This is a genomic window from Erythrobacter sp., from assembly GCF_038133525.1.
Lineage (GTDB): Bacteria > Pseudomonadota > Alphaproteobacteria > Sphingomonadales > Sphingomonadaceae > Qipengyuania.
On sequence record NZ_JAYPTL010000043.1, the window covers coordinates 1 to 24405 of the forward strand.

A 24405-nucleotide genomic window follows, 5' to 3' on the forward strand; every position below is an offset into this window, starting at 1 on the left:
TTTCTTGCTTATTTCTACCCGGGCACCACCATTTCCAACACGGGCGCCCACAATTTTTTTTTCGCTGCGGGGGGTGCCGGCCATGCCGCCGGCGCCCGCCGCCCCCTCAGTCGACCAGAATCCCGACGACCTTCCACGCACTACCTTCCTGTTCGAGCGTGACCGTCTCGATCACGGGGTCGGCTTTATTGGTATAGTGTGTTGCAAAGGTAACCTCCTGGTAGCCGTGCGGTGGGGCGTTGAGATAGCGTACCGTGAGCAATTCGCGCGAAATGACCTTGCCGAGCGGTGCGCTGACCTGTTTCGCGACGTTCGACCAAGACGTCACCGTATTGACGTCGCGGAAGGCTTTTCCCGCCGCGTCAAAACTGGCCTGCCAATTGCCTGCATCAACCAGTTCCAGCCAGTTCCGCGCCGCTCCGACGACGACTTCGTCGGTCGCAGATACTTCAGCCGGTACTCCTCCTAGTTCGGTGCCGCCAAAGTGCGAGGTAAGGAAAAGCCCGGCAGCAAACAGTGTGATCATGAGAGAGACTCCTGCAAAGATGCGACGAGCAGGTTGCACCGTCGTTGCAGAGTCTCCCTCACTGAGTTTGTCCTGTCGCGCTTCCCCCAAATCCTTGTCTGCAAGTTTTTGGGGGTCGGCGCCTTCGCGTTCGAGCAAGAGCCGTGCGGCTTCGCGGCTGCTTGTTACACCCAGCTTGCGGCGCGCCTCACGCAGCCGTTCGTTGATCGTGTGAACTGACAGCGAGAGTTCGCTCGCCATCGACTTTGCATCGTGACCGCGAACGATCAGGCGGAGGGTTTCCTTCTCCCTGTCCGTCAACTCGCCGAGAGCGTCCATGCGCGATATCACCGCCCTACTTGCCATAAGGACTGCGAATCTATCCGCAGGTCCGGAAGCCAGCCACCCCAAAAAAATCGTAGTTCCGCAGGAGGCGCTTATGTAGAGCGCCCTCGATGATTCCCCCCTACCATCCCCCAAAGAAATACTCGGTCCGCATTGCGGGCCACCGCACCTCGATCAGCCTTGAACCGATGTTCTGGGACATGCTGACCGAAGCCGCAGCGACGCGCGACATGTCGATCAATACGCTGGTCGCCGAAATCGACGCCGAGCGGATCAAGGCCGAGAACCCGCCCGGGCTGGCCGGCGCAATTCGCATCTGGCTGGTCTGGAATGAGAAAGGTGCGCGGTATTCGCTCGGGTCCCTGCCCGGCTACGGCCGCGTCGGTCAGTAATTCGCTGGGGGATCGCTGGCGGGAAAGCTCTCGTCGCTCTGCTCGTCCACCTTGGTCCATGCCTCGCCCGGCCGGCCCCGCATGGCTTGCGGACCTGCATCGCGAATTCGAACGTCGCCTTGACCAGCCGCAAAGGCGGGCTTCGTGCCCGGCCTGCGGAACAGCCTGAATCCGGCAAGAGCGAGCCCGCCTATCACAGCCAGTTTGCGTAGCATCGGACGCTCCTTCCTCTGCGACCCAACGCGCGAACCGCCGAAAAGGTCCAGCCAGCCAGGTCAAAATGCGGTGGTGCGAAAGCAGTGTCGGGCGGGACGAATGCGCCTTTCAAGCGCTGGCCACGACACGCCAGGCCTTCATCTCGAGCAGCCCTCGCAATTCAAGCCGGTCGAGTGCCTGACGGGCTGCCTCGATACCCCGTGCAACGTCGGCGGGATCGTGCTGGGCGAGCTCGAGCGCAAGTGGGCTCCCTTCGGTCATCCCTCGGAGCAATGCGTGCCCCGAGCCGGGCGGACTGGCGGCATGGACGGGTTCGACGACGACATCGCTGAAGCCGGCCAAAGACACATCGAGAAAGACCTGTTCCGGATCGGCATAGCCAAATGGCGTGCGGGCAATGAAACCCGGAGAAGGGTCACCCAGCACTTCGGTCAGGCTGCGGTGGATCGCTTCGCTGCCGGGGTTCGCCGCCAGGCTGGCCCAGACATTGAACAGCATGGTTCCACCGGGCCGGAGCACACGACGCATCTCGCGATAGGCCGCAACCCGATCGGGAAAGAACATCGCGCCGAATTGGTGGAGCACGAGGTCCTTGCTGCCATCGCCAAATGGCAGCGCCTGCGCGTCGGCGACCTGCCATGCGACATTGGCACGCGCATGCTCCCTCGCTGCGAGATCGACCATCGCCGCATTGAGATCGGTCGCGGTAATCGCCGCTTCGGGAAAGGCTTCGGCCAGCCGCGCTGTCAAAGCACCCGTCCCGGCGGCAATCTCGAGGACGTCGGAGAACTCGAGATCGGCGGCGAAGGCTACCAGATCATCGGCAAAGGGCGCGAACAGCACCGGGACCAGGAATGAATCGTAGTTCTCGGGTATCGAACCCGCGAATGTCGCATCGCTGCCGGACATGGGCAGCCTCCCTTCCGCCGAAGGTTTTGCGACCTAGTCGTCTCCTACGCGTTCGATGTCCGCGCCGACAAGTTGGAGCTTCTCTTCCAGCCGCTCATATCCCCGGTCGAGGTGATAGATTCGCCGCACGGTGGTCTCACCCTCCGCCGCGAGCGCGGCGATGATCAGGCTCATCGAGGCGCGCAAATCCGTGGCCATGACCTCGGCCCCGGTCAGATTGACCGGTCCACGCACCACGGCGGTGCGCCCGCTGGTCTCGATATCGGCGCCCATGCGGCGCAATTCGGGCACATGCATGTAGCGGTTCTCGAAGATCGTCTCGGTCAGCATGCTGGCACCTTCTGCCTTGCACAGCAGGCTCATCAACTGCGCCTGCATATCGGTGGCAAGACCGGGATAGGGTGCGGTGGTGAGATTATGTGCCTTGAGCGGACCGTTGGCCGCCACACGCACACCGCCCTTCACGCCTTCGCATTCGACCCCGATGTTGCGCAAGGCATGGATGGTGGAACCCATGTCTTCGGCATCGGCACCCTCGAGCAGGACTTCACCGCCAGTGATCGCCGCGGCACATGCATAAGAGCCGGCCTCGATCCGGTCGGGCATGACGCGATAGGTCGCCCCGTGCAGTCGCTTTACGCCGTGGATGGTCAACTCGCTGTTGCCGATCCCCTCGATCTCGGCCCCCATGGCAACCAGGAGATTGCACAGGTCGACGATTTCGGGCTCACGCGCGGCGTTGATCAGCCTGCTGGTCCCGTTGGCCAGCACCGCTGCCATCAGCGCGTTCTCGGTCGCACCGACCGAGACCACCGGGAAATCGAATTCGCCACCGGGCAGGCCGCTATCGGGGGCAATTGCCCGCACATAGCCCTGCGCCAGTTCGATATGCGCGCCGAAGGCTTCGAGCGCCTTGAGATGGAGGTCGATCGGGCGGTTGCCGATGGCGCAGCCTCCGGGGAGCGAAACCGTCGCCTCGCCCATCCGCGCCAGCATCGGGCCGAGCACGAGGATCGAGGCACGCATCTTGCGCACGAGATCGTAGGGCGCAACGCTGCTGGTAAGGCGGGTCGCCTCCAGCGTGACCACGCGGCCGAAATCTTCCGGCCGCTGACCCTGGATCGTATGCGCCACGCCGAACTGCGTCATCAGGTGCTGGAACCCGTCGATATCGGCCAGGCGCGGGAGATTGCGCAGCGTGACGGGTTCCTCGGTGAGCAAGGCACAAGGGATCAGGGTGAGCGCAGCGTTCTTTGCGCCCGAGATCGGAATCGAACCCGAGAGGCGGTTGCCGCCACGAATGAGAAGCTTGTCCATATCTGATGCCTTTACCTGCACCGCGATGGCTGGCAAGCGTCACACGCCTGTCGCAGGGCGATGCAAGGATGATTTGTCACCTTCACCCCCGGCACGCCAAGTACAAACAGTCATCTGGACGAACATGACCAAGCACAAACCGATCAAGAAGGCCGTCTTCCCCGTCGCTGGCTTGGGCACTCGATTCCTTCCCGCGACCAAGGCGATCCCGAAAGAACTGCTGCCGATCGTCGATCGCCCATTGATCCAATATGCGGTTGATGAGGCACGCGAAGCCGGGATCGAGCAGATCATCTTCGTCACCGGCCGCGGCAAGACCGCCATCGTCGAACATTTCGATGTCGCCTATGAGCTGGAACGCACGATGAGCGATCGCGGCAAGGATCTCGAGGTGCTTGAGGCGACTCGCGGAACGCCGGGCGACATCATCACTGTGCGCCAGCAGGTCCCGCTGGGATTGGGCCACGCAATCTGGTGTGCCCGCGCCATTGTCGGGAACGACCCCTTCGCCATCCTGCTGCCCGACGAACTGATGATTGCGGCAAAGGGCGGTGGGACCAGCTGCATGAAGCAGATGGTCGAGGCCTACAATGAGGTGGGCGGCAATCTCATTTCGGTGCTGGAGGTGCCGCAGGAAGAGGTCTCGAGCTATGGCGTGATCGCCCCTGGCACCAGCCTGTCGGACACGCTTACCGAGGTGACAGGACTGGTCGAGAAGCCCCCGGTCGCGCAGGCCCCGTCGAACAAGATCATCTCGGGGCGCTACATCCTCCAGCCCGAGGTCATGCGCGTACTCGAGGCGCAGGAAAAGGGTGCAGGCGGTGAAATCCAGCTGACCGATGCGATGGCGAAGATGATCGGCAACCAGCCCTTCCACGCGGTCACCTTCTCTGGCCGCCGTTTCGACTGCGGCAGCAAGACCGGTTTCGTCGAGGCGACGCTGGCGCTGGCGCTGGAACGCGAGGACATGGGCGACGAAGTGCGTGCGATCATGCGCCGGATGCTGGCGGACTGACCACGGAAAAAGGGGGCGCCGCGGCACCCCCTTCCTTCATTCGTCTGGCAGTTCCGGCCTAGTTTGCCGGGCTCTCCTCACCCTCGGCGCGCGGCATGGCCTTGCGCTGGTTGGCCAGCAGGTCACTCACGTCGCTCGCCAGCTCGGGCTCAGCAACCACACCCTGCGCCAGCCCGCCGAGCGACGAGCCATCGAGGCCCAACTCCTTCATCAACCCGTCCAGCACCGGCGCTTGCGCCCGGTAGGCCAGCGCCGCGCTGACGGCATCGGTGGCAAGGTTGCCCGAACCGTTGCCAACCGAGGCTGCACCACCCGACGACTTGCCGCCGCCATTGGTAAGTCCATCGACCTGGACGATCTTGATCGAATCGATCGCTTCCATCGGCTTGGCACTCTCGCGGATGACCTCGGGCAAGACCTTGAGCAGGGCCATCTTGGTCTGGAGCGAGATCTGGTCCGAGGACAGGATATTCGCCGCCTCGTTGATCGCCCGCTGGCCAGCAGCCTCGACTTCGAAGCGCACCCGTGCAGCTTCGGCGCGAAGCTTTTCGGCTTCGGCTTCACCTTCCGCCTCGCGGCGCATGGCTTCGGCGCGATTGGTCGCCGCATCCTTTTCAGCTTCGGCTTCGACCTTGATCTTGATCGCATCGCGCTCGGCGATCTTGGCCGCCTCGATCAGTTCGATCTTCTTGTTACGCTCGGCGATCTCGCTCTCACGGCTGGTGACGACCTGCTCTTCGGCAGCGACCGCCTTGGCGCGGGCCTCGTCGGCCTCGGCCTTGGCCTGGCTTTCCTCGCGGCTCTTGTTCTGCACCGCAATCTGCTGTTCCTGCCGGGCGATTTCGAGCGCGCGGGTCTGATCGATCCGGGCTTCTTCAACCAGGCGATCAGCCTCGATCTGCTGCGCGTCGACCTGCTTCTTGGCTTCGATCCGGGCGGCTTCGGCCTCGCGACTACGCTCCGCCTGTTCGCGGGCGATCTCCGCAGCCTGGGCCGCACGACGGGTCTCAACCTCACGCTCCTGCTCGAGCCGCGCATATTCCTTGTCGCGACCGATCTGGAAGCTGCGCTGGTCGGCTTCGAGGTTCTTGGTCTCCATCTGCACGCGCGTGTCCTGTTCGATATCGTTGCGCAGTTTCTTGCGCGCCTCGATCTGCTCGGTCAGCTTGGTGAGACCTTCGGCGTCAAAGGCGTTGTTGGCGTTGAAGTGCTCGATCGAGGTCTGATCGAGACCAGTCAACGAGACCGATTCCAGCTCCAGCCCGTTCATCGCCAGATCGTTCGAAGATACCTGCTGCACCTTCTGGACGAAGTCGGCACGCTGTTCATGCAGCTCGTTCATGGTCATGCCCGCAGCGACGCTGCGCAGGGCGTCGACGAACTTGCCTTCGACAAGATCCTTGAGCGCTTCGGGCTGCATGGTGCGCTGGCCGAGGGTTTGCGCGGCCATGGCGATGGCCTGGGCGTCGGGACGAACGCGGACGTAGAATTCCGCCTTTACGTCGATCCGCAAACGATCGAGCGTGATCAGCGCCTCGTTATCCCGGCGCACTACGGGCAGCACCAGCGTGTTCATGTTCACCGGCATGGTTTCGTTGAACACCGGCAGCACCAGGGCCCCACCGTTCATCACAACCTTCTCGCCACCCATGCCGGTGCGCACGAAAGCGATCTCCTTGCTCGCCCGGCGATAGAGCCGGGCCAGCGCGAAGAGAATGATGAGTACAACAAGCAGAATACCACCAACGGGCACTGCCAGATCGATGAGATTTTCCACGTATTTCTCCTTTGTGAAATCAGTTTGGCGAGAGCGCGCGAAGATCGAGCGCGGTCGCGTAGAAGAGTTCGTTTTCGCGCCGGACGAGCAGGATGCTGTCCCCGGCATGCAGCTCGGTTCCAGCTTCGTGCGGCTCGACCATCACGTGATGTGGATGGCCGTGCACATCGGCGACGCGCGCCCGGGCGGGTGAGCCGTGCCGTGCGATGCCGTCGGTTATGACGCCCCGGCGGCCAAGCAGCGTATCGGTACTCACCGCAGTGGTTTCGTCATGCGGCAGGATCCGGCCAAGCGGCCGTGCAATCGCCCCCGTCACGGGGAGCGAAGCCCCTGCGGCAATGACTGCAGCCAGCCATCGGTCGAGCGGACCGCCGGTGAACTCGATCGCCAGTTCCTGAACCCCCACGCCAATCGCGGCGAAAAGGCCAAGGAACAGCGCCAGCCACACCATCAACGGCACGCGGCCCAGGCCAATCACGCTGGCCAGCCCATCGAGAGGTCCGGCCGTGATCGCAGCGTCGCCATCGACATCGGTATCGAAGTCGAAATCCGCGTCGCCAAAAATATCGGCCAGTCCGATGACTTGCAGAACTGCAAGCATAGCCATGAGTATAAGAGCCGCAGCAAACGGCATATTGTAGGCCTCGAGTATTGCCATCAGCCCTCCTTTCGTCTGTTTCTTGAGGGTGAGTAAAACCGACTTCCCGACCTAGGTCGAAAAGTGTCTATCCGTCGTCTTTTTTCATGGTGCCAATTTAGCGATTACCGGGGTCGCCCGGTAGGAATATGCGACGAACCGAGTTCGATTTTGCCTCCACGGGGCTTCCGTCGAGCGCCCCGCGCGAAGTCAGCACGCGCCCGTATCGGGACCGATTTTCCTACAGCTTGGCGCCTCGGTATCCGCACAACGAACAGTCGCGGAATTCCATGCCTTTCAAGCGAAGGTCACGGAATTCACAGCCGCCGTTCGCGTTCCACCAGCCGGCCCTTCGTTTGCCGCCAATCAGCGGGCCACGATGCGTAAGGGCAGCGTCTTGAGCCCGCCGACGAAGGTCGATTTCGAGCGTGCGGGTTCGCCTGCCAGTTCGACGCTCTCGATGCGGTCGAGCAGGGTCTCGAACAGGATGCGCATTTCGAGCCGGGCAAGGTGCAGGCCCAGGCATTGGTGTGCGCCCGCGCCGAAGGCGAGGTGCCGGTTGGGGCTGCGCGCGGCATCGAAATGGCGCGGATCGTCGAACACGGCGGGATCGTGATTGGCCGCGACGTAGTTGATCATCAACCAGTCGCCCTTGGCGATCTTCTGGCCGCCCACCTCGGTATCCTCGGCCGCGGTACGCATGAAGTGCTGCATCGGCGTGGTCCAGCGGATCGCCTCTTCGACGATCCCGGGGAGCAGCGAGCGGTCGGCCTTTACCTTGGCCCACTGTTCGGGGTCTTGCGCCAGCGCCAGCATCGCGCCAGCGGTGCTGGCCGAAGTGGTATCGTGCCCGGCCGCAGCGACGATGATGTAATAGCCCATCATGTCGCGATCGTTGAGCGGTTCGCCGTCGACCATGGCATTGGCGATGGTGCTGGCAACATCGCCGCTGGGATTGGCGCGCTTCTCAGCCGTAAGCTTGGCGAAATAGGCCTCGAAGTCCTTGACCGCGCCAGCCACGATCTGGGTGATCACATCGGGCGGAAGATCCTTGATGCCCGATTGGTTGAGGTCCTCGTCCGAACCGCCGAACAATTGCTGCGTAAGGGTCAGCATGCGCGGCTCGTCTTCCTCAGGCACGCCGAGGATCTGCATAACCACGTGCAGCGGGTAGGGTGCCGAGACAAGCTTGCAGAAATCGAGCTCAGGCCCCGCATCGATCATTCGCTGGACGGTTGCCTGCGCGATCTTGCGGATCTCGTCCTCGATGCCGCGCAGGTTCTTGGGCATGAACCATTCCTGCGTCAGCTTGCGGTATTTCATGTGGATCGGCGCATCGAAGGTGACCAGGCTCGCCACCATATGCTCGCTGCCGCCGCTGAACTGCTTGGCGAACTCGATACCCTCGGTCAGGCTGAAGACGACGGTGCGCGGATTGTTGAGGAAGGTCGCATTGTCCTTCGATACGCGCATCGCATCGTCATAGCGGGTGAGCAGCCAGAACGGCGGGTGAACAGCATCTTCGCTGGCTTCCACCCAGGCAACGGGCATGTCTTCACGCAGGCGATCGAAGGTGTCGAGCAGCGGATCCCATGCGGCATAGCTGGTCGGATCGATGACCGCGCGGGCGGTCTGGGGATCGAGCCGGGGCTTGTCCTGCGTGGCCATCAGGCCTGCTCCGTCTCGGCTTCGGCCTTGCGCAGGTACTCATCGCGCAGCTCGCGTTTGTACAGCTTGCCATTCGCTTCGCGCGGCAGCTGCGCGCGGAAGTCGAACAGCTTGGGCATCTTGATCTTCGACAGACTGGGCGCGAGGAAATCGCGCAGCTCGGCCTCAAGGGCAGGGCCCGCATCGGCCATATCCATCGGCTGGACCACCGCGACGACCTTCTCGCCGAAATCGGGGCAGGGCGCGCCAATCACCGCCGCATCCATCACCTTCTCATGCGTGACCAGCAGGTTCTCGATCTCTTGCGGGTAGATATTGACCCCGCCCGAGATGATCATGTGGCTCTTGCGGTCGGTGAGGTAGAGATAGCCGTCCTCGTCGACATGGCCGATATCGCCCAGTGTCATCCAGCCCTTGGGGTGCATGGCTTCGGCGGTCTTCGCCGGGTCGTTATGGTAGGTCGGGACGGTGTCGTTCTCGAAATAGAGCAGGCCATCGGTACCCGCGGGCACCTCCTCGCCTTCCGGTCCGCAGACATGCAGCACGCCGTGGATCGCCCGGCCGACACTGCCGGGGTGGGTGAGCCAGTCTTCCGACTTGATCAGGGTCATGCCGATACCTTCGGACCCGGCATAATATTCGATGATGATCGGGCCCCACCATTCGATCATCGCCCGCTTGACCGGGACGGGGCATGGAGCGGCGGCATGGATCGCCCGCTGGTGGCTCGACAGATCGTAGCGGCTGCGCACCTCGGGTTCGAGCTTGAGCATGCGTACGAAATGGGTCGGAACCCATTGGCTGTCGGTAACCCGATATTTCTCGATCGTCTGCAGTGCGAATTCGGGGTCGAACTTCTCCATCACCACGACTGTCGCGCCCAGACGATGCGCCGTGGTGCACCAGCCGAGCGGGGCGGCATGATAAAGCGGCGCGGGCGAGAGATAGACCATCGATCCATCGTTGGGCCATCCAGCCCCCATCACCGCGAGACCCATCAGCGGCGTGACCTGCTGGATGTCCTCATCGGTCGGCGGCGCGGGGCGCACGCCCTTGGGCCTGCCGGTGGTACCGGAAGAATAGAGCATATACTGCCCCACCTGCTGGTCATCGATCGGCGCCGCCGACTGCGCCGCCAGAGCCGCCGCGAGGCTTTCTTCGCCGCTGCCGCCAACCAGCAGCATCGGCAGGCCAGGGCACTCCGCGCGAATGCCGGGGATCACCTCATCGAAATAGTGGCTGGTGATCAGCAGCTTCGCATCGCTGTCATTGAGGATGTAGGCGATCTCGGGCACGGTCAGCCGGGTGGAGATCGGCACCATCATGATCCCGCAACGCTGCGCCCCCCAGACCAGCTGGAGATAGTCGATGGTGTTTTCCATGAGGATCGCCACGTGATCGCCCCGGCCAAGGCCACGCGCACGCATCAGCTGGGCGAAGCGATTGGCGTATTCGTCCATCTGGCCATAGGTAACGGTTTCCCCACTGCCGGCCATGATCAGGGCCGGATGGTCGGGGCGTACCTTGGCATGGGCTATCGGGTGCATGGTTTTCCTCTCTCCTCCGCCGGTCCTTTGCGGACTCGTCCAGTTGCGAGAAGAAACCTACCTAAGCCACCGGCGCGGGCAAGAAAAAAGGGCGGCGGGAAGCCCCGTCGCCCTGCTTTCCTGTCCCCGATGGGGCGTTATGGCTCAGTTATCGTCGCCGTCGCCCTGGCCGCCGGTGCCCATCGCCAGCGCATAGGCGCGCTGCGCATCCGATTCGACCATGTAAGGGATCGGATTGACGGCTTCGCCACCGATGCGGACTTCGTAATGCAGGTGGGGGCCGGTCGAACGGCCGGTCGAGCCGACGTAGCCGATAATATCGCCCTTGCTGACACGCGCACCTGGTTCAACCACGATCCGCGACATGTGGGCATAGCGCGTCTGCAGTTCGGCACCGTGTTCGAGCGAAACGAAATTGCCGTAGCTCGAAAACCATTCCGCCTTGCTGACATAGCCATCGGCGGTGGCATAGATCGGCGTGCCCATCGGCGCCGAAAGATCGACACCCTTGTGGTTGCGACGCCCGCCCAAAACCGGATGCGTGCGCATGCCGAAATCGCTGGTCAGGATCGTGTGATCGAGCGGCATGCGCGACGGCACTGCAACCAGCGCATGTGTCGGGATGCCTGCCGGGCGGCCAACTTCCTGCCAGCTGGCGAAGAGCTGTTGGAACTGCGCATCGTCACCGTCTTCGACCGTGCCGGCAACGCGGCTTACGTCGATGGTTCCCACTGCGGCGGCGGTATTGGTGTCACCGGCATGTGCCGGCGCGGCAGCGATCGAAAGCCCAGCGGCAATAATCGCAAGTGCAAGCGAGTGACGCTTGGAAGCCATTGCAAACCCGTCCATCCGGCGCTTCTGCGCCCGTTCGTTTCCCGACGACTTGGACTACCCCCGCCCGTGCCACCGAAGTCATTCAACAAAGCCGGAACCCCCCGGCGTCTCGTGAGTTTGGGTTAACGGTGAAAAAGTTAATCAGGCAATAGCGGCGTAGTAGCTGCGCGGTAAGCCGCCTGCCAAACGCGCTGAGTCGTTGAACGGACCTTTGAGCCCCCCGGAAAAGTGCATTTCCACCAGTTTCCGCCACAATTCCCGCGCGTTCTCGCCACGGTGGGCGGCCACCGCGTGAAAGTGCTTGGACCCGATCGCGACATGGCGAATTTCGTCGTCAAGGATTCGTTTGAGAATTTTCGCCCCGTTTTCATCACCTTGCGCACGCACTCGTTCGAGTGTGGCGGGGGTCACATCGAGTCCGCGCGCCTCGAGCACCATGGGGACGATGGCCAACCTCGCAGCAACGTCGTGTGAGGTATCGCGCGCCGCGCTCCACAGCCCGTCGTGCGCAGGCAACGCTCCGTAGCAGGAACCCAGCGAATCGAGCTTTCGTGCCAGCAGCGCAAAGTGCATCGCTTCATCGGCAGCGACAGAAAGGAATTCGGAAACAAAGACTTGCCCCATCGAATCGCCGAATCGCCCGGCCATATCGAGGGCAAGATCGATCGCGACGAACTCGATATGCGCCAATGCGTGCCACAGCGCGATCCGGTTCCGTTCCGAACCCATCTTGCCGCGCTTGGGCATCCGCCCGGGCGGCAGCAGCTCCAGTGCCGCGGGCCATTCCGGGCGCTCCGGCATCTCCACATCAAAGGTAAGATCGAGCCGCCCGAGCCGCCAATCGCGCGCAACCTGGCGCGCGGCGAAGACCTTGGCGGTCGGATCGCCGGTGAGCAGCGCAGCACGGATCGCTGCCGCGATGCTGCGCCGCCCCGACGTCATGCGCCGCGCGCTGCCGCCAGCACGTCTTCAGCGTGACCCTTGACCTTCACCTTGGGCCAAATCTGCACGATCGTCCCGTCTTCGGCGATCAGGTAAGTTGCCCTGACCATGCCCATATAGGTGCGCCCGTACATCTGCTTCTCGGTCCAGACCCCCAGCGCATCCGAAAGGCCGCCATCCTCCGCATCGGTGGCGAGATCGATCGAAAGGCCGTGCTTGTCGATGAACTTCTGGTGCTTCTTGGGCGGATCCTTGCTCACCCCCAACAGCGCCACGCCCGCCCTGTCGAATTCGGCCTTGAGCGCCGAGAAGTCCTTCGCCTCGGTGGTACAACCGGGCGTATCGTCCTTCGGATAAAAGTAGATCACCGCCTTGCGCCCCCGGAAATCAGAAGGGCGCACCGTGCCGCCTTCCAGGGTCTCCATGGCAATATCGGGCATGGGATCGCCCACGCCGGGCACGCTTCCGCTCATCAGTCTATCTCCAGTCTTTCATCGAACACTTCCAGCCACGCCGCCGCGACGTCACGCCGCGAGCTTTGCAGCCGTACAAGCATTTCCTCATAGTCCTGGCACATGCACTGCCGGGCAAGGATTGCCGCTGCGGCATCGTTGGGGCGATCGAGGTCCGGCGCCAGGAGCCGGGAACCGATCAGCAGTCTGGTCATAAGATCGCGCGCCTCGCGGACGCCCGGATGCAAATGACCTGCCGTCACCAGATCGGCAATCGCGTCGCGCAGATTCGGCGTCAATGCGGTCCGGTGCTGCAGTTGCAGGAAATGGACCAGAAATTCGACGTCGACCAGTCCACCGCGCAGCAGTTTGGCGTCGAGCGGCCCCTTCGGCGCCTTGTGACGCGCCATCTCGCCACGCATCTCGAGGACATCCGCCTTGAGCTTCACCGGGTCGCGCTCCTGCATCAGGATAGAGGCCACAACCGCCTCGACGTCACGGCGTGCGGCGTCACTGGCAACCAGCACTCGTGCGCGTTGCAACGCCATGTGTTCCCACGTCCAAGCGTCTTCGCGCTGATAGCGGGCAAAGCCCTCGACACTCACCGCCAGGGGCCCCTGATTGCCTTGCGGCCGCAAGCGCGTGTCGACTTCGTAGAGCGCGCCTTGGGCCGTCGGCACGCTCAGCGCCGCGCTCACCCGTTGCGCCAGCCGATTGTAGTAAAGCGTGGCGCCAAGCGGGCGTTCACCATCGGATTCGGCGTCATGTGCGCCGGTGAAAAGATAGATGATGTCGAGGTCGGATGCATGGGTGAGCAAGCCGCCGCCCAATCGGCCCAGGCCCAGGACGATCAGTTCGCTCCCCGGGATAACGCCGTGACGCAGTGCGAATTCGGCCTGTGCCTCCTCCACCGCAACTTGCAGAGCCCCTTCGGCCACACGCGACAGTGCCGCAGCGACCTCCAGGGGATCCTGCACACCCTCGATCAGTCGCACCCCCAGGGCGAAGCGCGCTTCGCCTGTGACGATGCGTATCCGGTCTAGCCGCTTCTCGTAATCGTCGCCGCGTTCGCGCTGGCGCATCGCATCGGCAAGAGCTTGGACGTCCTCGGGGAGGTCGAGCGAACTGCGGTCGATGAGTGCGTCGAGCAGGTCCGGCTTGCGCGCCAGTTCATCGGCCAGCGGCGGGGCCAGGGTCAGGCAGTCAGCGACGAGATCGAACAGACCCGGGCGTGCTTCAAGCAGGCGGAACAGGTTGATCGCACTCGGCAGGCGCGCGAGCATCGTCTCCCATCGCGCAAGCGTGCGGTCTGGCTCATCCGAACTCGCGATAGAAGCAAGCAGCGCGGGGCGGATGGTGTCGAAGGCCGCCAGGGCAGCCTGGCTGCGCAAGGCCGGAAACTGGCCGTCGGTCCAGGACGCCACGCGCTCGGTCGCTTCCTGCGACACTTTTGTGCCGCCGCCTTCCGCAGGAACCGCAGCTACAGTCTTGCCGTCTTCTGCCAGCAACGCATCGAACCGGGCCCCCACCGGAACGGTGACTTCGCGCAAATGGGCCAGCAGTGCCCCAGCGTCCGCCAGCCCATGAAGCCGTGCAACATTGTCGAGTGCATCGCCGGCGGGAAGCGTGTGGGTCTGATGGTCCTCGACCATCTGCAGGCGGTGCTCGATCACGCGGAGCGCATCGTAGCTCTCGCCCAAGATGGCCGCGTCATCGGGCGTAATCCGGCCTGTCGCCGCCAGTGCATCGAGCGTCGCCCGCGTCCCACGGTGCCGCAAGCTCGGGTCGCGACCGCCGTGGATCAGCTGGTGCGTCTGGGCGAAGAACTCGATTTCGCGAATGCCCCCGCGCCCCAGCTTGAGGTTGAAGCCCGGCGCCGGCTCTGTCGGGCCGCTCTGCTGTTCGCGAATACGGCGGGTCAGGCGGCGGATCTCGTCGATTGCGCCGAAGTCGAGGCTGCGCCGCCAGACGAAAGGCCGGATATGGTCGAGGAACGCTTCGCCGGCAGCGATATCGCCAGCACAGGCGCGCGCCCGGATGAAAGCGGCCCGCTCCCATGCCAGCGCCGAGCTTTCGTAATGCGTCGTCGCCGCGTTGAGCGAAAGCGCCAGGGGACTGATCTCGGAAGCCGGACGCAACCGAAGGTCGACCCTGAAGACATAGCCTTCATGCGTCACTTCGGAGAGCAGTCGTACGATTTCGCGCGCATAACGCTGGGCCGCTTCGCCGGGCTCGTCACGCTCGCGTCGGGGTAGCTGCGCCGGGTCATAGAGCAGGATCGGATCGATGTCCGATGAATAGTTGAGCTCGCCCGCGCCATGCTTGCCCAGCGCCAGGCCGATCATCCCGGTGTTTGGAGCGCCCTCGACCCGCGCCGCAATGGCCGCACCGACGGCTTCATGCAGCGCGCGATCGGCGAAAGTCGACAGCTCGCGCATGACCTTGGACAGGGAAAACGCCCCGGCGAGATCGCCGATCGCCAGCACCAGCGCGAGCGAAAGGCGTTCACGCCGCAGCGCAGTCGCGACGTCACCATGGTGCGCTTCCTTTGCAAGGCCAAGCGCTTCGTCGCCATTTCCAGCTTCCAGCATTGCAACCAGCTCCGGGCGACGTTGCAATGCACGCGCAAGGAACGGTGCGTGCGCCCGGGCGCGAGCAAGTGCAGAGGACCAGTCGGCAAGCATTGCCTGTCCTCCTGCCGCCGCGATGGCGCATGCGCAAGCTTGCCCTCGTGCAGTCATGCTGACACAAGCCCGCGCAAAATGATCATGTCGAAGGGAACCCTGATGAAACGCCTCCCGATCGCCGCCGCCCTGGCGCTGCTGATTTCCGCCTGCTCGATGAATGCAGGCGAAAACGATGCCGGCAGTGGCGGATTCGATGTTCCCGAGATCGCAGCGGGCGACCTGTCCGAAGACACGATGCGGCGCGTAATCGAGAAGCTTTCATCCGACGAGTTCGAAGGCCGTGCCCCCGGCACGCCCGGTGAGGAAAAGACCGTCGCCTACCTGATCGAGGAATTCCAGAAGGCTGGGCTGGCGCCGGGCAACAATGGCAGCTGGGTACAGAAGGTTCCGCTGGTCGAGATCGGCGGCCAGAACTTCGCGCCCTTGACCATAGCGGGCGGCAGCGGCGCCCCGATGCGCTTCGAATATGGCAACGATTGGGTCGGCGCGACCTATCGCGAGGATGCCGAAACCAGGCTCGAGAACAGCGAGCTGGTGTTCGTCGGCTTCGGCATCAATGCGCCGGAGCGGGGCTGGAACGATTATGCCGGGCTCGACATGAAGGGGAAGACCGCAGTCATCCTGGTCAACGACCCCGATTATGAGACCGAGGGTCTCGAAGGCACCTTCAACGGTCGCGCGATGACCTATTACGGACGCTGGACCTACAAATACGAGGAGGCGGCAAGGCAGGGTGCAGCCGCCGCGATCATCATCCACGACACCTTCCCCGCTGCCTATGGCTGGAACGTGGTCGAATCTTCCTGGACCGGGCCGCAGGTCTATGCCCAGCGCAGCGACAAGGGCGCCGACCAGACATTGGTCAATGGGTGGGTCCAGATGCCCGTCGCCGAACGCATCTTCAATGCGGCTGGGCAGGACCTCACCAAGCTTACAGCCGCCGCCAAGCAGAAGGGCTTCAAGGCAGTACCTCTCGGCGTGACCGCCTCAACCCATTTCACCAATTCGATCCGCACCTTCGAATCGCAGAACGTCGTCGGCCTGCTCAAGGGAACCGAAGCGCCAGAGGAATACGTCCTCTATTCGGCACATTGGGACCATCTCGGCCGCTGCAAGCCCGATGCAAGCGGCGACGGTATCTGCAATGGCGCGGTCGACAATGCGACCGGCTCGGCAGCACTTGTCGCTCTGGCCGAAGCCAGCGCCAAGGCTGGCCCCGCCCGGCGCAGCCAGGTGTTCGTTGCCGTGACTGCGGAGGAATCGGGTCTGCTGGGCAGCGAATATTACGCCGCAAACCCCGTCTACCCGCTGGTGCAGACCGTCGGCGGGCTCAATATCGACGGCTTGCTGCCCGGAGGGCGCGCGAAGGATGTGACCACCGTCGGAGGCGGCAAGAGCGAGCTCGATCGCTTTCTCGACTGGGCGCTCTCCGTGGAGAAGCGCACCGGCACGCCCGAACCAACGCCCGAAAAGGGCTATTACTATCGTTCGGACCACTTCAGCATGGCCAAGCGCGGCGTACCGATGCTCTACATCGATGCCGGCGAAGACCTGGAGCAGGGTGGCAAGGAAGCGGGAGCAAAGATGGCGGAGGACTACACGGTCAACCGCTACCACCAGCCGAGCGACGAATATGACGCGGGCTGGGACCTCTCGGGCCTGATGCAGCAGTTGCAGCTCTACTACCGGATCGGCCGCAGCATGGCGATGTCGAAAGGCTGGCCCAATTGGGTCGAGGGCGACGAGTTCAAGGCGACGCGCGATGAAAGCTGCGCCGCTGCGGACAAAGGCTGCTGATCCCAATCGCGACGGAGAGGCGAGCAATGCCCTTTGCAATGCCCCCGGAGTGGGCACCCCAGGACTGGCTGTGGATCGGCTTCCCGCACGACGCCGATGAATGGCCCGACGTGCTCCCGCGCGCCCAGGAGCAGATCGCGGCCTTCGCCAGCGCGGTGGCCGATAGTGGGCAGGAAGTCCGGCTGCTGGTCCGCAATGCAGCGAACGAGACCCGGGCGAGATCGCTGGTCAGCTCGGCCGTTACCCTCGAACAGCGGCACTACGGCGACGTATGGCTGCGCGACACCGGCCCGCTCATCCTGTACGACGGGACCGGCCACCGGAGTGCACGGCGTTTCGGCTTCAATGGCTGGGGCGGCAAGTACCTGATGGACGGCGACCAGACGATCGGCGCGGAACTGGCAGAGGATGCCGGGCTCGAAGTTACCGTCAGCGACTGGATCCTGGAGGGTGGGGCGATCGACGGGGACGGCACGGGGCTGGTCGCCACGACCGGACAGTGCCTGCTCAACCCCAACCGCAACCCACAGCTGACGCAGGCCGAGATCGAGCAGCGGCTCAAGCAGGACCTCGGTTTTACTCGCGTGCTGTGGCTGGGCGACGGCCTGATCAACGACCACACCGATGGGCACGTCGACAACCTTGCGCGGTTCGTCGCACCAAATACACTGTGCCTGCCGCGCGCGACCGGGAGCGATGATCCCAATGCCGCGATCTATGCCGATGCCAAAGCGCGAGCCGAAGCCGCCGGGGTACTGGTCAAGGAAATACCCTCACCCGGGCGCATCGCCAGCAATGGCCGGATCGAACCGGCAAGTTACGCCAATTTCGCCATCACGACCCATCTGGTGGTGGTGCCGACCTTTGGTTCGCCCTTCGACGACGAAGGTGTCGCCGCGATCGCCGAGCTCTTCCCCGATCGGGCGACAATCGGCCTGCCCGGGGATGCCGTTCTGGCGGGCGGTGGGGGATTTCATTGCGCCAGCCAGCAAATGCCCGCCGCCGACTGGCAGGCTTAACGCTTCGTTAGGAATTCCGCCGGACAATATCGGCATGGCACAGGCAATCGCACAGGCCCGGAATCATGTCGCCCAGCTCCAGCTGGCGGATACCGCGCGTGCCCTGATCGTGTGCGGCTGCGGCCTCGCGTTGGTCCTTGCCGGTCCGGCGCTGCCCTTCTGAACAAGCAGTCTTTCGCACAGTAACCAATGACTTCGCTGCGCCGAACCATGGCGCAGAGGAGATCCTTGCCATGAAGCTCGTGCCCGCCGCCCTTGCCGCAGCCGTTGTCGGAACCGCGCTTGCCGCGCTGATGCCGGGCGGATCGCCCGCGATCGCTGCAGTCGAAGGCCCGGCGCGACCGGTGCTGCTCGAGCTGTTCACCAGCCAGGGTTGCAGCAGCTGTCCGCCTGCCGACCGCCTCGCCGAGAAGCTCGCACGCGAGGAGGCTCTCGTGGTGATCTCGCGCCCGGTCACCTATTGGGACCGCCTGGGCTGGAAGGACACGCTCGCTCGGGAAGAGAACACGCGGCTCCAGCGCGCCTACGCAACCCGCAGGCTTGCTGGCGAGAACGGCGTCTATACCCCGCAGATCGTGGTCGATGGGCGCCGCGGCACGGTTGGCTCCAATGAAGCGGTGATCCGCCAGATGGTCGCGCAAGAGGCCGCGGGCCCGGCGGCGATTTCGACCAAGCGCCTGAAGGATGGTGGCCTCGCGGTCGGGCTTGCCGGGGAAACGCCGGCCAAGGCGGAGCTGATGCTGATCGCCCTCAAGCGGCACGTTACGGTGCGGATCGCAGCAGGCGAGAATGGCAATCGTGCCATCGGCTATACCAATGTCGTGGTCGACGAGCGCCCGATCGCGGAGTGGACCGGAGGCGAACAGGGCATCCGCGTTACGCCCGCGCAGCTCGCCGTTCCGGGTGCCGATGCCTATGCACTGGTTCTGCGCGCGAAGAACGCTGGGCCCGTGCTGGCTGCGCAGCTGGTGAGCTAAAGCAGCTTCAACAGCGCGGCAAACGATGCCGCGCCGAGTACGGTCGCAGCGAAGATACGCCATGCGCGGTCGCTGATCTTGCCCAATGCGCGGCGCCCCAGCGCATTGCCGATCAGCACCACAGGGAACAATGCCAGCGCCAGCAACAGCAGGCGCCAATGCATCGTGCCCAGGGCCAATCCGGAAGCGATGCCAGTGGTCGAGGCGATGGTAAAGACCAGCACCATCGAAGCCTTGGCGACCTCGCGCGGGATGGCGCGCCCGACATAGTAGGGGACCACGGGCGGGCCTGGCATCCCGGCGAAGCCGGTCAGCACGCCGCTGGCTGCTCCGGTGAGGAGCGTGTGAATCCGCCCCGGCGTCTCAGGTTCGCGAGGCGGGATCAGCACTGCGACGAAGGCCGAAAGCGCCACCAATGCGATCAGCAGCCGGGCCACGGGCGTCGGCGTTATCGCCAGCAGCGCCATGCCCGGTGCGGTGGTCAACACCACCACCCCCGCAATATGCCAGGCCGATTTCTCGGCCTGGCTGATCAGCCAGCGGATCTCGGTCAGCCCGATCATCAGGCCCAGCATATTGGCGATCAGCACTGCTTCGACCGGCTTCAGCGCCAGGGCCAGAACCGGCACCAGCAGGATTGCAAGCCCGAAGCCGGCAAGGCCGCGGACATAGGCCGAGGCGAGGGTCGCGACGAGCGCGATCCCCACCTGCCACAGGGCAAAGCCCGCAATCTCCACTGCGTCGATGCCTTCAGCGCAGGTCGGGCGGCGTGGCTGCGTCGAGCAGCATTGCGATGGCTTCGTCGAGCGTCATCACCTTCTGATGCTGCTCGCCCAGCGTGCGTACCGCAACCGTGCCTTCCTCGGCCTCGCGCTTGCCCACCACCAGCATGTGGGGAACCTTGGCGAGCGAATGTTCGCGCACCTTGTAGTTGATCTTCTCGTTGCGCAGGTCGCCTTCGACACGGATGCCGGCCGCTTCAAGCTTGGCCACCACCTCGTTCGCATAGCCATCGGCATCCGAGACGATCGTCGCCACCACTGCCTGCGTCGGCGCGAGCCAGACGGGCAGCTTGCCCGCAAAATGCTCGATCAGGATACCAATGAAGCGCTCATATGAGCCGAAAATCGCTCGGTGCAGCATCACCGGACGGTGGCGTTCGCCGTCTTCGCCGATGTAACTCGCATCGAGCCGTTCGGGCAGCACACGGTCCGACTGGATCGTGCCCACCTGCCAGGTGCGGCCGATCGCGTCGGTCAGGTGCCATTCGAGCTTGGGCGCATAGAACGCACCTTCGCCCGGAAGCTCTTCCCAGCCATATTCTTCGGTCGCCATACCGGCATCGATCACCGCCTGGCGCAGCTCTTCCTCGGCCTTGTCCCAATCCTCGTCGGAGCCGAAGCGCTGGTCGGGGCGCAGCGCCAGCTTGACCGCGTAGGTAAAGCCGAAGTCCTTGTAGACACGGTCGGCGAGCTCGCAGAAATTACGCACCTCGTCGACGATCTGGTCTTCGCGGCAGAAGATATGGCCATCGTCCTGCGTGAATTGGCGCACACGCATCAAACCGTGCAATGCGCCATGCGGCTCGTTGCGGTGGCAGCAGCCGTTTTCGACCAGTCGCAGTGGCAGGTCGCGATAGCTCTTGATGCCCTGCTTGAAGATCAGGACATGCGCCGGGCAGTTCATCGGCTTGAGCGCCATCCAGTCGGCCGCGTCCGACACCAGCGGCCCCTCGTCCTCGATGTTGGGCACCTCGTCCGGGATGACGAACATGTTTTCGCGATACTTGCCCCAGTGGCCGGACCGCTCCCACTGGCGCGCGTCCATGACCTGTGGCGTCTTCACCTCACGGCAATCGGCGCCCTGCACAGCACGGCGGATATAATCCTCGAGCATGCGGTAGATGACATAGCCTTGCGGGTGCCAGAACACCGAACCATGCGCCTCTTCCTGCAGGTGGAACAGGTTCATCTCGCGACCCAGCTTGCGATGATCGCGCTTCGCCGCCTCTTCCAGACGGTGGAGGTGCGCATCGAGCTGCTTTTTGTTGAGCCAGCCGGTGCCATAGATACGCGTGAGCTGCTCGTTGCGCTGGTCACCGCGCCAATAGGCCCCGGCAACGCGCATCAGCTTGAAGGCCTGCGGATCAAGCTTGCCGGTGCTGGGAAGGTGCGGACCACGACACATGTCGAGCCAGTCGTCACCCGACCAATAGACCGTCAGTTCCTCACCCTCGGGCAGTTCCTGCGCCCACTCGGCCTTGAACGTCTCGCCTTCGGCCTGCCATTTGTTGATCAGCTGCTGGCGGCTCCAAACTTCGCGGCGCAGCGGCTTATCGGCGCGAATGATCTCGCGCATCTTCTCCTCGATTGCCGGCAGGTCGTCCATGCTGAACGGGTCGCGGTCGCCCGGGGCCTTCACATCATAGTAGAAGCCATCATCGGTTGCCGGACCGAAAGTGATCTGCGTGCCCGGCCACAACGCCTGAACCGCCTCCGCCAGCACATGCGCGAAATCGTGCCGCGCCAGCTCCAGCGCATCCGCCTCGTCACGACTGGTCACCAGCGCCAGTTGGACGTCGCCGTCGAAGGGACGGTTGATATCGCGCAGCTCGCCATCGACGCGTGCGGCGATCGCCGCCTTGGCCAGGCCGGGACCGATGGCCGCGGCAACATCTGCCGGGGTGCTCCCGCGGGGCATTTCGCGCACCGAACCGTCGGGCAGGCTGATCTTGAGAAGTTCCGTCATCGTCTCTTACCGTTTCGCTTGGCGCGCCCATGGCACAGGCGAGCGCGCGCTTGAAGCGGCGTTTGGCTTTAATCGCGATTTCGGGAGGAAACGCCCACCGCCCGAAACCGGGCGGCGGCGGTACGCTTAGCGCGCGACCGACCGCCCCCGGGCACCCGGGGTGGTAGTAGTTGTGGTCAAGGCACATGCGTACTGCATGCAGTTCAGATAACGCAGCAGCAGTTAATTGTCGATGGAGACGATTGACGCGCCGCGCGCAACAGACAACGGTGGTCACCGAAACCGAGGAAAAACACATGAAGATCATCACCAGCATTGGTCCCAACCCCCATGTCGTGCGCATGTTCATGGCAGAACGCGGGATCGAACTTCCGAGCGAGACCGTCGACTTGAGGAGCGGCGAGAACCGCGCCGAGGCATTCCTCAAGGTCAATCCGGCCGGCCAGTCGCCGGCGCTGGTACTCGACGATGGCAATGTGGTGACCGAAATCACCGCGATCTGCGAATATCTCGATGAGACCCAGCCGGGCACGCCCTTGCTGGGCGAAACGCCGGAAGCGCGGGCACAATCGCGGCGGTGGACGCGGTGGGTCGATCTCAACGTGTGCGAGCCGATGGCCAACGGGTTCCGCTTTTCCGAAGGGCTGCCGATGTTCGAAAGCCGCATGCGCTGCCTGCCCGAGGCTGCGCCGGGGCTGAAGGCTTGCGTACAGGACAAGCTTGGCTGGCTCGACGATCGCCTTGCGACGCAGGATTATGTCGGTGGCGATTGCTTCGGACTGGCCGATATCATGCTCTATTGCTTCCAGGCCTTCGGCAACGTCGTCGGCCAGCCGCTCGATCCCAAGCTCGCCAATGTCGGCGCCTGGTTCGAGCGGGTGGCGGCACGGCCCAGCGCTTCAGCCTGAGCGAAAGCTAGGTGAGCCGCTTGCTGCCGGCCAACGTAGTAATGCGTTTCGTGCCGGCCAGGCCCGCGCCCTTTTCGCGAACGCTGGTGAGGAAGCGGTACTCGCTGGTCGCACTGCCCTGGCGCAGCTCGACCGCCATGTAGCCGCGCTGCGAGGCGTCCATCCACTTGAGCTGCGAATTGCTTTCCACAGTGCTGCGCGCCAGCGTTTCGGCCGGGATTTGCGGCAGGCTGTTTTCAAGGCCGGGGGACGCCACCGATTGGCCACCGAATTCGACCCCCACCGGCGTGGCGTCGAGGTCGAGATCGAAGGCCCAGGCATTGTGCGTGTCGCCGGCCAGGCTGATGAGATTGGCATCGGCGGCCAGCGCCGCTTCGAACACGCGCTTGCGGGCAGCCGGATAACCATCCCATGCGTCCATATTGAAAGGCACGCCTTCCGCGCCGGCCATCGCGCCGGAAAGGACGCGGCGACGAACGTAGTCGGGCACGTCCTTGGGCAGCGCTTCGGCGATGGTCGGGGAAGAGACGATCCGCCCCATCAGCACCTGCTGTACCAGCACCTGCCAGGTCTTGCCCGCACCCTTCGACCGCTTGAGGCCTTCCGCCAGCCAGGCCTGCTGGTCCGCGCCGATCATCTCGCGCGCGGGATCGAGCCAGGCGCCATCGCGGAAGGCGACCAGCGCTGCCTTGGTCTTTTCGGCGTCGCCGCCGCCGCTTGAAAGGATTTCGGCCAGGCTGAACTGCTTGGCCCGCGCGGTCAGCCGCGTTTCCAGGCGGAACAACGTGGCCAGGTCACCGATCTCATAGGCCGCCCAGTTTGCGTCCGAGACGGGCATCCATTCATGATAGGCCTTCATCGCTGCGGCCTTGCGATCACCCCAATTGCCTTCGGAATCCGGTTGGTGGTTCTCGGCCCCGTCCTTCCACGAATCGTTCGCGCTTTCGTGATCGTCCCATACCGAGATCATCGGATAGAGCTGGTGCAGGCGGCGCAGGTCCGGATCGCGGCGATAGGCGGCATAGCGCTCGCGATAATCCCCCAGCGCAACCAGTTCCTGCGCTGGCCAGATGCCGCGACCCGGGATCGTCTGCGCAGCCGAGGGGTAAGTTCCCCTCTCATACTCGTAGAAATAATCGCCAAGATGCAGCGCGCAGTCGAACTCGTCTGCGGCAGCGGCGTGGGCATAGGCGTTGAACCAGCCGAAACCGATGTTCGAACAGCTGAACACCGCCATGCGGAAGCGTTCGGTCGGCCCCTCGGGCAGCGTCTTGGTTCGTCCGATGTCGGACATGGAGCCATCGGGCGCAACGAAGCGATAGTAATACCATGTCCCCGGGCGCAGACCTTCGGCCCAGGCTTTGGTGCACCAGTCATTGTCAGGTTGCGCGGAGGCGGTCCCCCCGGCCACCGTAGTGGCGAAATCGCTGCTCTCGGAAACCTGCCACTCGAGAGTGGTCGGCTGGTCGGCGACGTAACGCGTCCACAGCAGCACGCGGCCGCTTCCGGGCTCGCCACTGGCAACGCCATGCGAAAAGCCCGCCTCACTGCCCGCAGCCACCGGCGCGGCGAGCAAGCCGCTGCCGAGCAGCCCCCCCTTCAACAAGGTCCGGCGATCGAGGGCGGGCAAGTGGGGGGCCTGGGGCGGCACGGATGCATTCATCGGGACGACTCTCCTTCTCCGCGGCGATGCCTGCGCCCGATGACAGGGGA

At 64.0% G+C, this 24405-nt stretch carries 22 protein-coding genes; 7 read left to right on the forward strand and 15 right to left on the reverse strand.

Features of this window, described 5'->3' with window-relative positions; translation table 11 throughout:
• Window positions 1–106 precede the first annotated feature (106 nt).
• Window positions 107–844, reverse strand: a complete 738-nt coding sequence (locus AAFM29_RS11780; RefSeq protein WP_341712994.1) for a DUF4019 domain-containing protein — start codon at window positions 842–844, stop codon at window positions 107–109.
• A gap of 116 nt (window positions 845–960) precedes the next feature.
• Here AAFM29_RS11780 and AAFM29_RS11785 point away from each other — a divergent pair, with 116 nt between their 5' ends.
• The gene (locus AAFM29_RS11785; protein ID WP_341712995.1) at window positions 961–1242 is read left to right on the forward strand and encodes a ribbon-helix-helix domain-containing protein; all 282 of its coding nucleotides are present in this window, start codon (window positions 961–963) and stop codon (window positions 1240–1242) included.
• Here AAFM29_RS11785 and AAFM29_RS11790 read toward each other — a convergent pair.
• The 3 genes from AAFM29_RS11790 to murA form a co-directional block, all read right to left on the reverse strand.
• The gene (locus AAFM29_RS11790; protein ID WP_341712996.1) at window positions 1236–1457 is read right to left on the reverse strand and encodes a hypothetical protein; all 222 of its coding nucleotides are present in this window, start codon (window positions 1455–1457) and stop codon (window positions 1236–1238) included. The genes AAFM29_RS11785 and AAFM29_RS11790 overlap by 7 nt on opposite strands.
• A gap of 109 nt (window positions 1458–1566) precedes the next feature.
• Window positions 1567–2367 (reverse strand): class I SAM-dependent methyltransferase, encoded by an 801-nt coding sequence (locus AAFM29_RS11795; RefSeq protein WP_341712997.1) that lies wholly within the window; start codon window positions 2365–2367, stop codon window positions 1567–1569.
• Between the two features lie 33 nt (window positions 2368–2400).
• Window positions 2401–3684, reverse strand: coding sequence for a UDP-N-acetylglucosamine 1-carboxyvinyltransferase (murA, locus tag AAFM29_RS11800; protein WP_341712998.1), 1284 nt, complete (start codon window positions 3682–3684; stop codon window positions 2401–2403).
• Window positions 3685–3808: 124 nt separating this feature from the next.
• On the opposite strand from murA, the gene AAFM29_RS11805 reads away from it, so the two are divergent.
• Window positions 3809–4699, forward strand: coding sequence for a UTP--glucose-1-phosphate uridylyltransferase (locus AAFM29_RS11805; RefSeq protein WP_341712999.1), 891 nt, complete (start codon window positions 3809–3811; stop codon window positions 4697–4699).
• 58 nt (window positions 4700–4757) lie between these two features.
• Here AAFM29_RS11805 and AAFM29_RS11810 read toward each other — a convergent pair whose 3' ends face one another.
• From AAFM29_RS11810 to glnE, 8 genes are all read right to left on the reverse strand, one after another.
• Window positions 4758–6452, reverse strand: coding sequence for a flotillin family protein (locus tag AAFM29_RS11810; RefSeq protein ID WP_371830738.1), 1695 nt, complete (start codon window positions 6450–6452; stop codon window positions 4758–4760).
• A 43-nt stretch (window positions 6453–6495) separates the two neighbouring features.
• Window positions 6496–7134, reverse strand: coding sequence for a YqiJ family protein (locus AAFM29_RS11815; protein WP_341713001.1), 639 nt, complete (start codon window positions 7132–7134; stop codon window positions 6496–6498).
• A gap of 345 nt (window positions 7135–7479) precedes the next feature.
• Window positions 7480–8781, reverse strand: a complete 1302-nt coding sequence (locus AAFM29_RS11820) for a cytochrome P450 (RefSeq protein WP_341713002.1) — start codon at window positions 8779–8781, stop codon at window positions 7480–7482.
• Window positions 8781–10328, reverse strand: coding sequence for an acyl-CoA synthetase (locus tag AAFM29_RS11825; protein ID WP_341713003.1), 1548 nt, complete (start codon window positions 10326–10328; stop codon window positions 8781–8783). The genes AAFM29_RS11820 and AAFM29_RS11825 overlap by 1 nt, the downstream gene beginning before the upstream one ends.
• 144 nt (window positions 10329–10472) lie before the next feature.
• On the reverse strand, window positions 10473–11162 hold the full coding sequence (locus tag AAFM29_RS11830; RefSeq protein WP_341713004.1) for a M23 family metallopeptidase: 690 nt from the start codon (window positions 11160–11162) through the stop codon (window positions 10473–10475).
• Between the two features lie 141 nt (window positions 11163–11303).
• Window positions 11304–12104, reverse strand: coding sequence for a ferritin-like domain-containing protein (locus AAFM29_RS11835; protein WP_341713005.1), 801 nt, complete (start codon window positions 12102–12104; stop codon window positions 11304–11306).
• The gene (locus AAFM29_RS11840) at window positions 12101–12577 is read right to left on the reverse strand and encodes a peroxiredoxin (protein WP_341713006.1); all 477 of its coding nucleotides are present in this window, start codon (window positions 12575–12577) and stop codon (window positions 12101–12103) included. The genes AAFM29_RS11835 and AAFM29_RS11840 overlap by 4 nt, the downstream gene beginning before the upstream one ends.
• Window positions 12577–15240 carry a bifunctional [glutamate--ammonia ligase]-adenylyl-L-tyrosine phosphorylase/[glutamate--ammonia-ligase] adenylyltransferase gene (glnE, locus tag AAFM29_RS11845; RefSeq protein WP_341713007.1) on the reverse strand — a complete coding sequence of 888 codons (2664 nt, stop codon included), beginning with the start codon at window positions 15238–15240 and terminating at the stop codon, window positions 12577–12579. Before glnE ends, AAFM29_RS11840 begins: the two co-directional genes overlap by 1 nt.
• A gap of 102 nt (window positions 15241–15342) precedes the next feature.
• Here glnE and AAFM29_RS11850 point away from each other — a divergent pair, with 102 nt between their 5' ends.
• From AAFM29_RS11850 to AAFM29_RS11865, 4 genes are all read left to right on the forward strand, one after another.
• The gene (locus tag AAFM29_RS11850) at window positions 15343–17040 is read left to right on the forward strand and encodes a M28 family peptidase (protein ID WP_341713008.1); all 1698 of its coding nucleotides are present in this window, start codon (window positions 15343–15345) and stop codon (window positions 17038–17040) included.
• A 26-nt stretch (window positions 17041–17066) separates the two neighbouring features.
• Complete coding sequence (locus tag AAFM29_RS11855; protein WP_341713009.1) at window positions 17067–18059, forward strand: agmatine deiminase family protein; 993 nt, start codon at window positions 17067–17069, stop codon at window positions 18057–18059.
• A gap of 34 nt (window positions 18060–18093) precedes the next feature.
• Window positions 18094–18222 carry a hypothetical protein gene (locus tag AAFM29_RS11860; protein WP_341713010.1) on the forward strand — a complete coding sequence of 43 codons (129 nt, stop codon included), beginning with the start codon at window positions 18094–18096 and terminating at the stop codon, window positions 18220–18222.
• Between the two features lie 70 nt (window positions 18223–18292).
• Complete coding sequence (locus AAFM29_RS11865; protein ID WP_341713011.1) at window positions 18293–19036, forward strand: DUF1223 domain-containing protein; 744 nt, start codon at window positions 18293–18295, stop codon at window positions 19034–19036.
• On the opposite strand, the gene AAFM29_RS11870 is transcribed toward AAFM29_RS11865, so the two are convergent.
• Both AAFM29_RS11870 and thrS read right to left on the reverse strand, forming a co-directional pair.
• The gene (locus tag AAFM29_RS11870; RefSeq protein WP_341713012.1) at window positions 19033–19773 is read right to left on the reverse strand and encodes a sulfite exporter TauE/SafE family protein; all 741 of its coding nucleotides are present in this window, start codon (window positions 19771–19773) and stop codon (window positions 19033–19035) included. The genes AAFM29_RS11865 and AAFM29_RS11870 overlap by 4 nt on opposite strands.
• Window positions 19774–19786: 13 nt before the next feature.
• Window positions 19787–21784, reverse strand: a complete 1998-nt coding sequence (gene thrS, locus AAFM29_RS11875; RefSeq protein WP_341713013.1) for a threonine--tRNA ligase — start codon at window positions 21782–21784, stop codon at window positions 19787–19789.
• A gap of 296 nt (window positions 21785–22080) precedes the next feature.
• On the opposite strand from thrS, the gene AAFM29_RS11880 reads away from it, so the two are divergent.
• Entirely contained in the window at window positions 22081–22692 is a 612-nt protein-coding gene (locus tag AAFM29_RS11880; protein ID WP_341713014.1) for a glutathione S-transferase family protein, read from the forward strand.
• A 7-nt stretch (window positions 22693–22699) separates the two neighbouring features.
• On the opposite strand, the gene AAFM29_RS11885 is transcribed toward AAFM29_RS11880, so the two are convergent.
• Complete coding sequence (locus AAFM29_RS11885; protein WP_341713015.1) at window positions 22700–24355, reverse strand: alkaline phosphatase D family protein; 1656 nt, start codon at window positions 24353–24355, stop codon at window positions 22700–22702.
• Window positions 24356–24405 lie beyond the last annotated feature (50 nt).